This is a genomic window from Intrasporangium sp. (assembly GCF_035280925.1).
GTDB lineage: Bacteria > Actinomycetota > Actinomycetes > Actinomycetales > Dermatophilaceae > Intrasporangium.
Genome location: NZ_DATEEY010000116.1, coordinates 21151 through 29431, shown reverse-complemented (window position 1 = coordinate 29431; position 8281 = coordinate 21151). Strand labels below are relative to the sequence as shown.

Here is an 8281-nt window from a genome sequence, read left to right as displayed (position 1 = left end):
GCTGGTACCTGCTGCTGCTCGCCCTGGCGCTCGTCGGCATCGTCGCCCAAACCCGCCAAAGGATGACCATGCGCCGCACCGTCCGCGATGCGTGGTACGCCGAGAGCTCGGTGCCGACCTGACCCCGGGTCCCCGGCGACTCTGCTCAAGCCGGCGAGGGCAAGCCAAGTCGTGCCCAAGCTGGAGCGTCCGCTGTGAGCCGGCGATCGGCCTACAGCCGAGGTTGCCGGCTTGGGAGGTGGCGGACGAGCAGGTGCTGATCCGGGAGAGGTGATTCGGGCAGGAGCTCCTCCCTTCGTAACCCCGAAGGCTGCCGCAGCGGTTCGGGGTCGCCGCGCCAGTGTGAGAGACCCTCCCCAGGCGCTCACATGAGGACACGCGCGTCTCCCATCCGCGTCTATCCCGACACGGCCAGCGCCACGCCGCCCAGACGGTGTCCGGGACCATGGACATGCCGTTCTGTCAGACGCGAGCGGTCTCCGACAGGGCAGTCATCCCCTGGCCGGCCGAAATCTGCCACAGCAGCATCCAACCGCTGGCGTAGAGCATCAGGTACATCACTGCCTCCGCCTGCCCAATGAAGGCTGCGGTCCCTGTTGGTCGCCGACCCAACGCGGGCTGTCCGACGCTGCTTCTCCGCGATGCCGCCGTCGCCCGTCTGGTCCCGGGGATCATCGGGAAGAACACTCGCGGGCCGAGCCCTCGCGACCAGAGAGTCCACGCCGCCGCTGAAGAGCGAGCGTACGACGACGAAGGAAACGCCCCGGCCTCAGCCCGGGCACAAGCGAACGATGGTCTCGGCGGAAGGCTGTGCCCCCGGACGCCCGATCGGGTGGCATCCCTTGACCGGGAGGAACCTCACGCTGCGCCTCATGCCGGGTGGATGCGGCGGACTAGGCCTCGCCACCCTCGTCAGGGTCGTCATCCTCGTCGTGACGCTCGTCCTCGAACTCGTTCACGAGCTGCTGCGCGCGCTCGTCGCGGCCCTCGCTGTCCTCGTCATCCAAGCCATCCATCGCCTGCCCCCTTGCCCAGTCGGGAAGGGGGGCGCTCGGGTCGGCTCTGGAGTCCTCTGACACGTCTCACGCTCCGCTGCGCGGATGGGGGCCCCGCAGTGCCTCCATTGTGCGCCTCCCGCCGCGACTGGGCTACCGATACGCGGCGTCACGGCTTCGGTGCCACGCCGGCGGGCCGCCAGGCGACCCGGCTGGCACACGCGGTCACGCACGACGAGCGCTCAGACGTAGTAGCCCCAATAGGCCCCGGACTCATCCTTGCGCAGGTCGATGCCATCGGGTTGGTCCAGGCGGAAGCCAAGGCTGGCCAGCACCTCCTCGTACAGGTCGGCATCCCCTGCGGCGACGGTATGGACCGTCGGCCGGTCTCTACCGGCGGTGCTGTACCACACTTGACACAGGAACGAGGGACCGCCATGGTCTTCATCGCGCAGAATCTGGTGGCCGTCCGGCGGATCACCCAGGACACGCGCGCTTCCGGGCTGGATCATGAGCCAGCCCCCCGCGGCCGCCGGCTCAACGTGCCCCACCATGTCCGAGGCATCCCGCCACGCCGGACCAGAGAAGAGCTCCATGACGATGACCCGGCGCATCACCATCACATGCTAGTGGTCCGTCACTTCATTGACTGACGACTTCCTCGAGCTTGCGGCGCGCGCGTGGCCGTGGCGAGAATCGACTCGGCGGTCGCGGTCCATACGAACTGGGTGCGGTCGGCGTTGCTGGCCGACAGGTAGTCCTCGATCGCGACGATCAGGTCAGGCACCGAAAGGAAGCTGCCACGGCGTATCCGTGATCCGTTGGACACAGCGCACGGGGGCCTCGACTCAGCCCGAAGTCCGCGACCTGTGGCGGGTCTCTGGGGGTCGACCCCGCGCGATGAGGCGCGTGCGAGATGACCAGCGCTGCGTCGACGAGCCGGCACCGATGGCACGGTAGATCTAGCGGCACACGTGAGCGATTCACCCCGGTGAACCTGCTCTGACGACGACAGGCCTCCGAGGACGGCAGGTTCCCCAAGGAGCGCCTGTCCGACATGGTGCGACCCATCCTGCGCTCGATGTTCGCGGTCGGTCTCGACGTGTGGGATGACGAGCCCGACGTCCACCGGGATGCCCACAGCGAGATCTCGCTGGAGACCGCGCGGCAGGGGATCGTGCTAGTCCGGCGTCTCGCCGGCGTCGTGCAGGAAGCGCGCGACTTGGCTCGCCGATGGTGCTGTCCTCACGTGGTCCGTCGACGATGCCGACCCGGGCCCCGCCAGGGTCGCGGTCACGGTCACGGTCACGGACACGGACTCTGCACCGGATTTGAGGAGTCGTGGCGGCTCGGGCAGATCCACACCCAGAGCCACACGGCGCACAGCCGCTAGGATCCAGCTGCATTGTCATCCCGTTTGACCTGACTCGGGACAGTTCCGCAGGAGGGTGGCCGACGTGAAGCCGTGGCTGCAGACGGGTGAAGGTTCGGTGGACGGTGCCTCGCCTGTCGCACTCGAGCGTGGGCGACGACGTGCGCTCGTGGTGGCTGTGGCGCTCACGGGCCTGGCATTTGTGCAGCAGGCCGCGTACGCATTGGGGCTGGTGCACGGCTCGCCGATATCGACATTGCAGGGCTCGCCGCTCCCGCTGCTGCTCATTGCGGCGCCCGCCTTGGCCTTGGCAGCGCGCGGGGTCACGCCGCCAGCGCGCTTGCGGCAGGCGGTTGCCGTCCTGGGACGTGTCCCGCTGTGGCTTGGCCTGCTCGCGGTGTTGTCCGGAACCGTCGCACTGTGGGCGGCACTGCAGGGCGCGTTGCCGTACCTCGGCCATGACGAAGCGGTGTACGCAACGCAGGCCCGCTCGTGGGCGGGCGGTGCGCCGGCCAGTGGGTGGGCGCCGTACCGACCCTTCGGTTTGCCGGTGCTGGGCTGGATGGCACTGTCCTTCCAGAGCGACGTCGGCGCGCTCCGATTGGTGGGGCTCGGGCTGGCGTTGATCAGCCTGGCCATCGCCTACGCGGTCGCCGCTCGGCTGACGACACCGCGGCGCGCGGTGGTCGCGATCGCGGTCTTTGTCAGCGGATGGGCTTTCCTCAAGCGGTTGCCGGAGTTCCTCAACGATGTCGCCGCGGCCGGTCTTCTCCTGCTGGTGGCGTACCTGATCGTCCGGTCTCGCCAGCGGGCCGGGTCATACGATCTCGCTGTCGCCTCGGCGGTGGCGGTCGTCGTCTTCTACCTGCGCTACGGCGCCATCTCTGGCCTTGTGGCGCTTGCCGTCGCGGCGCTGCTGACCTGGGGACCGCGCGTGTGGATCAGGTCATGGCGGGAGGTGGCCATTGCCGCCGGCGTCTTCGCTGGTGGGCTGCTGCCACATCTGCTGTACAGCGAGCGCGCCGCCGGCTCTCCGCTTGCGGCCATGCTCTCCGCTGGCGACGTCGCGGGCGGGGAGTACGTCGGCGAGGGGTTGGTGTACTACGCGCTGGCATTCCCGTTCCGGTTGGCCGGCGACCTCGGCGGCGTCGTCATGACCGCGGGCTTGATCGCCGCAGCTGTCTCAGCCCTTCGCATCAGGCGCGGTGAGCTGGAGGGTCGCGGTGACCGTGTCCGCGTCTTCTTCGGCCTGACCGCCGTCCTCCACGTGGTGGTGCTCGGGCTGACGGCGCACGGCGAGGAGCGCTACGTCTTCTTCCCGGTCCTGCTGCTCATCATCCTGGGCGTGGATGCAATCGCGGAGTTCGCGGGCGCATCGTCGCGTGTCGTTCTCGCTGCGCTGACATCGTTCGCTGTGGTGGCCGCCGCTGCGAACTACGGCGTGGTCCGGGACGGCCATGTGGCGGACGTGACGGCCGAACGCACCTCCCTCGTGCAGGTGGGGGACCTGCTGGCACGCCAGTCATCGGCAAGCCGCACGTGTGTTGTCGCCACGGCTTACCAACCCCAGCTTGGCTGGTACTCCGGCTGCGCGACGATTGGGCTGACCCAGGTGGCAGGGACTCGGCCCGTCGCGGGCCAACTGATCTACGTCGTGCTCTTCGACGAAGGGCGTGGTCAGCGGAGCGAACGGGGGCTCAGCCGGTTCATGGCGGGGAGAGTTGCCGGAAGCCAGGTGCTTGACACGAGAGGCTCGCTCGGCGCCGCACGCGTGATCACGCTCCGTTAGCGGCCACCCGCTTGCCGGTCGCGGCCTCATCGTGCATCGCGCATCTCGCGCAGCAGCAGCAGTTCACGCCGCATACAGCGGGCGCGCGTCGGCAAGAATCTGCTCGCGAAGGTACTTGTTGATCGATCTGCGCGCGACGAGATCGACCGGACGGCCGAGCAGTGCGGACAGCTCGTCTTCCAGGTCGAACCGCCGAAAGCCGAGACGAGTGCCCGGCTCGAGGACATAGAGCAGGTCCACATCGCTGTCGAGCCGATCCTCGCCCCGAGCGAGCGACCCAAAACCTCCAAGGACGCAACGCCGTATCGCTCGCACACATCGCGCAAGCGTTCCCGGTCGACCTCCACGCCCAGCACAGGCAAAGACCAACGGAGGAAAGGCGGTACGAGGCTGCCCCGGTGCCGTCGAGGCGCCCACTCCCACGCGACAGGGCCACGTTGCTATCACGGCCGATGGGTCAGCTGGGGCGCGTCGTCGCGCCGAAGCCGCGAGCCGCCCCGCCTCCTCAGGCTGCAGCGCCCGGCCCAGCCAGCACTTCGATGTCCTTGGCGTGCATCGGCTCCCCGCAGTGGCCGCAGCGCAGGTCCACGTGGCTTACCTCGCCGCAGGCGTGGTGGCGGTACAGCACCGGAGGGCCCGCCTTGCCAGCGAGCCACTTGTCGCCCCAGCCGACCATCACCATGAGCACATCGAAGAGCTCAGTTCCCCGCACCGTCAGGTGGTACTCGTACCGGGGTCGGCTGTCGTACGGGCGCCGCTCGAGAACGCCGTGCTCGACGAGGTGATTCAGCCGCTCGGTCAGCACCTTGCGGGAGATGCCGAGATCCTGCTGGATCTGCTCGAAGCGGTTCATCCCGACGAAGACGTCGCGGATCACCAGCGGCGTCCAGGGTTCCCCCATCACGTCGAGCGTCCGGGCGATCGAGCACGCCATGTCGCCAAAGTTCGTGCGCTGCATGGAACCAGCCTAACCGTCTGGGTTCCCTGAAGGAACTTATGATGTTACGGTCGCTGAGTCTCTTCAAGGAACTCCCGGAAGGACCGACGATGACCAATCGCGCCGCCCTCGAAAACGACCTCGCCGCCCTACTCGACGGCACGCCCATCGCCCACCTGGCGACCGTCCTGCCCGACGGCGCACCGCACTCCGTGCCCGTTTGGGTCGGAACCCACGCGAACCATGTCGTGTTCTTGACCGGGCCCGGCTCGCAGAAGGCTCGCAACCTCCGCCGCGACCCACGCGTCGCGATCTCCCTGACACCGGCGGACAACCCGTTCTTCCCGGTTGTCCTGCGCGGACGGGTCGTCACCTGGCTCTCCGGCGAGGAGGGGTGGGCGGTCGTGGACGCGATCGCCGACAAATACATCCACGCGCCGTACGACCGCGACCAGGAACGAGTCGTCGCCATGATCGGGGTCGACTACTACCGGATGGGAATGTGAGTGCCATGAACGCCGTCACCGACGAGCACGTCCAGGAGCTGGCCGCGACCGGCATGCCCCACAGCCTGGTTCAGCTGAGCTGGGCACGGGCCGGCACCAGCCGGGCGCCGACGCGATCGAGCGCGCACACCAACGTCGGATGGTGTCGCTGCGTGCCGCCGGCACGATCGCGGTTCTGTGCCCGGTCCTGTCCGACGGACTTTGCGGCGTCGCGGTCATGACCCAAACCGTGGAGCAGGCTCGCGAGACCACGGCCGCCGACCCCTGCGTGCAGGCCGGTATGATGACGGTCGAGGTGCTCGCCTGTGTCGGATTCCCCGGCGACTCACTGCCCGGCTGACTTCATCCGACGGAGTGCGCGATCAGCCTGAGCGCCCGCCCATGCTTGATTCCTGTGCGTCGCCGACCTGCGTCCCACCGCCGCAGTCGACTGGCTCCGCTTCGGCCGTGCGCACATGCCCGGGCCGAGCGTCGGTCAGCCTACCGAGTGCGGTGTGAACGGCGTCAGGCAGAACGGATGGCCCGCCGGATCGAGTAGCACTCGCCAACGCGGGTCCGGCTGCTCGGGTGACTTGGCGCCCAGCGCGACCGCCCGCTCCTCAGCAGCGCCGAGATCGTCGGCGGTGAGATCGAGGTGCACGATCGCCGTCCCCGGCCAGTCCGGTGGGACATAGTCCTCGACGTGTTGCGCAATCAACACAACCCCGGGCACCTCGATCCCGACGCTGGATTCCTTCGCCCACAACTGACGGCCCCCGAGCAGCCCCAGATAGAAGTCGGCAAGCCGTTGCGGGTCAGGGCAGTCCAGCGAGATGCCCACTAGCCTCGCTTGGCCGTATGCGGTCACAGCGGCACCCTATGCGCTGTATCGCGCCCGCACCGGCCCTCAACGTCCGAACGCTGGTGCGAGCCACATGCTCGAACGAGAGAGATCGGAGGTGCGTCTATTCACGCCGAGGGGCGGCGGCTGGGAAGGCTGCTGCCGCGTGTCGACCGGCTTGCCTCGCGCGTGTGCGCCGATGACTCCCCACCGTGCCTCGGTGACTCCCTCAGATGTGGCCACCTTCGGCGAGCATCGTCTCGAGACTGGCGCTGGTACCCGCGACATCGGTCAGGGCGGTGTCGATCCGCGGCAGGTCGAGCCATTCCAGCGGATACGCGCGGCTGTAGAAGAGCTGGCCTTCCGCCATCAGGAGCCCCCCGGCAGCACTCCTCCCGCTCCACTCGAGCAGGCCCACCGGATCCAGCGAACCCGTCGTGGCAATCGGCGCGGACACCCGCAGGTACCAGTCGTCGTTGTAGTCCTTGCGGGGCAGCAGAGCGACGAGGCGCTGACCGCGAGAGGTCGCGACCCACACCGACAGACCGTCCCATTCAGGGTTCTCGAATCGCTCGCGCTCATCCACACCGACGTGGTAACTCCTCGCGACGTGGTCCCTCAGCGACCGCCAGTCAGCCATGTCCACCCTCCTGCACGCGGCCTGGTCATGCGCGTCGTGGTCGTCGCGCCAGCCGCAGCAACCAGACCTCTGGAGGCTACTGCCGACGGCAAACGTCTGTGGGCCCAACATCAGAAACCGGAGAGGTCGCGACGTGGCCGACCGCCCCAGCTACGGGCATGCCGTCTATCTCACCCGGCGACGGGGAGGTCCCCTCCGTGGTGGCGTCCTCGGACGCGACGACGACGCAATCCACGGCTGCTTCTCGGGCTGTGAGACCTTGCCGCAAGCCCTGATGTAGGGGTCGTCTGCTCGATCGTCATGGCCACGGGCAACGGGTGCGCGGCACCGCAGTCAGTTCGGACCAACTGGATGCAACGTCACATCGGTCAGGACGAGGACCGGCTCGGTCGCCGTCTCGCCAGGCTGCTTGGTGACAGGAACCCTCTCTGCAGCGCTCACGCCCGCGCTCCCTTCCGGTAGGTCTGGCCTGTCTCAGTCGGCTCGTCCATGTCCGGCGGCGCAGACGAGGTCAGCGGCATACGGGCATGACGCGCGAGCGCCGCCTCGACGCGGTCGAGCCAGCGGACCTCCGCCTCGCCGGAGAAGAGAAGGTTCTCGAGTACGAGCTGCCAGGCGAGGTCAGCACCCTGCGGCTCCGTGGACGCCGAGGCCTTGAGCCGGGTCAGGTCACACAGGTGCTTCAGGGTCGTGGTGCGCTGCGTCTGGACCACCCGGGCCACGTCGACCCCCGGCGACGTGACCGCGAGCGCTAGCTTGATGACCAGCTCGTCGCGGGGGGCCTCGTCGCGCGTGACTGGCGTGCGCCACCACGCCTCCGCCGCTGCCCGACCCTGGGGGTGAGCCGGTAGGTGATCCGACCCTCGTCGTCCGGGTCGCCGGCCGGCTCGACCAGCCCATCCCGCTCAAGCCCGCGCCAGCGTCGTATAGACCTGCCCGATGTTCAGGGGCCAGGTCCCGCCAGTACGCGCCTCGAAGTCGCTGCGCGGGCGCGCGCCGTACGTTGGGCCATCCGCCAGCAACGCGAGCAGTCCCTGCTTGACCGACATGAATGCCTCCCCGACATACTCCGTATTCGTCCAGTGAGGAGACAAATACCGGGTATGCAGCTCGAAGGCGCAAGCGAGGGTCCCGTTCGTCGATTCCACTTTGCGCTGAGGTCGACGTCCGGTAGTGGCGCAGGTCGGGCGACCCGGGCCAGCGCCCACACCGCCCGCAGTCG

The 8281-nt window shown here is 68.5% G+C and carries 12 protein-coding genes; 3 read left to right on the top strand and 9 right to left on the bottom strand.

Translation table 11 applies throughout. The features are described from left to right. Positions 1–893 precede the first annotated feature (893 nt). The 3 genes from VJN29_RS11405 to VJN29_RS11395 form a co-directional block, all read right to left on the bottom strand. Positions 894–1016 (bottom strand): hypothetical protein, encoded by a 123-nt coding sequence (locus VJN29_RS11405; protein WP_324143745.1) that lies wholly within the window; start codon positions 1014–1016, stop codon positions 894–896. A 221-nt stretch (positions 1017–1237) separates the two neighbouring features. Continuing rightward, a complete protein-coding gene (locus VJN29_RS11400; RefSeq protein WP_324143744.1) occupies positions 1238–1609 on the bottom strand; it encodes a hypothetical protein in 372 nt (123 codons plus the stop codon). 23 nt (positions 1610–1632) lie between these two features. Then, positions 1633–1782 (bottom strand): hypothetical protein, encoded by a 150-nt coding sequence (locus tag VJN29_RS11395; protein ID WP_324143743.1) that lies wholly within the window; start codon positions 1780–1782, stop codon positions 1633–1635. Positions 1783–2452: 670 nt separating this feature from the next. Here VJN29_RS11395 and VJN29_RS11390 point away from each other — a divergent pair. Further along, positions 2453–4156, top strand: coding sequence for a hypothetical protein (locus VJN29_RS11390; protein ID WP_324143742.1), 1704 nt, complete (start codon positions 2453–2455; stop codon positions 4154–4156). Positions 4157–4219: 63 nt separating this feature from the next. On the opposite strand, the gene VJN29_RS11385 is transcribed toward VJN29_RS11390, so the two are convergent. Continuing rightward, on the bottom strand, positions 4220–4396 hold the full coding sequence (locus tag VJN29_RS11385; protein ID WP_324143741.1) for a hypothetical protein: 177 nt from the start codon (positions 4394–4396) through the stop codon (positions 4220–4222). A 265-nt stretch (positions 4397–4661) separates the two neighbouring features. Then, positions 4662–5114, bottom strand: coding sequence for a helix-turn-helix domain-containing protein (locus VJN29_RS11380; RefSeq protein WP_324143740.1), 453 nt, complete (start codon positions 5112–5114; stop codon positions 4662–4664). Between the two features lie 89 nt (positions 5115–5203). On the opposite strand from VJN29_RS11380, the gene VJN29_RS11375 reads away from it, so the two are divergent. Continuing rightward, positions 5204–5599: a PPOX class F420-dependent oxidoreductase gene (locus VJN29_RS11375; protein WP_324143739.1), complete on the top strand. Its 396-nt coding sequence runs from the start codon at positions 5204–5206 to the stop codon at positions 5597–5599. Positions 5600–5738: 139 nt separating this feature from the next. After that, positions 5739–5939, top strand: coding sequence for a hypothetical protein (locus VJN29_RS11370; protein WP_324143738.1), 201 nt, complete (start codon positions 5739–5741; stop codon positions 5937–5939). Between the two features lie 135 nt (positions 5940–6074). Here VJN29_RS11370 and VJN29_RS11365 read toward each other — a convergent pair whose 3' ends face one another. The 4 genes from VJN29_RS11365 to VJN29_RS11350 all read right to left on the bottom strand — a co-directional run bounded on the left by VJN29_RS11365 (position 6075) and on the right by VJN29_RS11350 (position 8108). Next, a complete protein-coding gene (locus VJN29_RS11365; RefSeq protein ID WP_324143737.1) occupies positions 6075–6446 on the bottom strand; it encodes a VOC family protein in 372 nt (123 codons plus the stop codon). A gap of 202 nt (positions 6447–6648) precedes the next feature. Then, positions 6649–7059, bottom strand: a complete 411-nt coding sequence (locus tag VJN29_RS11360; RefSeq protein WP_324143736.1) for a hypothetical protein — start codon at positions 7057–7059, stop codon at positions 6649–6651. A gap of 437 nt (positions 7060–7496) precedes the next feature. Continuing rightward, a complete protein-coding gene (locus tag VJN29_RS11355; RefSeq protein ID WP_324143750.1) occupies positions 7497–7826 on the bottom strand; it encodes a hypothetical protein in 330 nt (109 codons plus the stop codon). 138 nt (positions 7827–7964) lie between these two features. Continuing rightward, positions 7965–8108 carry a hypothetical protein gene (locus VJN29_RS11350; protein ID WP_324143735.1) on the bottom strand — a complete coding sequence of 48 codons (144 nt, stop codon included), beginning with the start codon at positions 8106–8108 and terminating at the stop codon, positions 7965–7967. Positions 8109–8281 lie beyond the last annotated feature (173 nt).

What these genes read in the sequence shown, in the direction of transcription:
- VJN29_RS11405 (WP_324143745.1), bottom strand. Translation starts at nt 1,016, where the DNA reads ATGGATGGCTTGGATGACGAGGACAGCGAGGGCCGCGACGAGCGCGCG.
- VJN29_RS11400 (WP_324143744.1), bottom strand. Translation starts at nt 1,609, where the DNA reads ATGCGCCGGGTCATCGTCATGGAGCTCTTCTCTGGTCCGGCGTGGCGG.
- VJN29_RS11380 (WP_324143740.1), bottom strand. Translation starts at nt 5,114, where the DNA reads ATGCAGCGCACGAACTTTGGCGACATGGCGTGCTCGATCGCCCGGACG.
- VJN29_RS11375 (WP_324143739.1), top strand. Translation starts at nt 5,204, where the DNA reads ATGACCAATCGCGCCGCCCTCGAAAACGACCTCGCCGCCCTACTCGAC.
- VJN29_RS11370 (WP_324143738.1), top strand. Translation starts at nt 5,739, where the DNA reads ATGGTGTCGCTGCGTGCCGCCGGCACGATCGCGGTTCTGTGCCCGGTC.
- VJN29_RS11360 (WP_324143736.1), bottom strand. Translation starts at nt 7,059, where the DNA reads ATGGCTGACTGGCGGTCGCTGAGGGACCACGTCGCGAGGAGTTACCAC.
- VJN29_RS11350 (WP_324143735.1), bottom strand. Translation starts at nt 8,108, where the DNA reads ATGTCGGTCAAGCAGGGACTGCTCGCGTTGCTGGCGGATGGCCCAACG.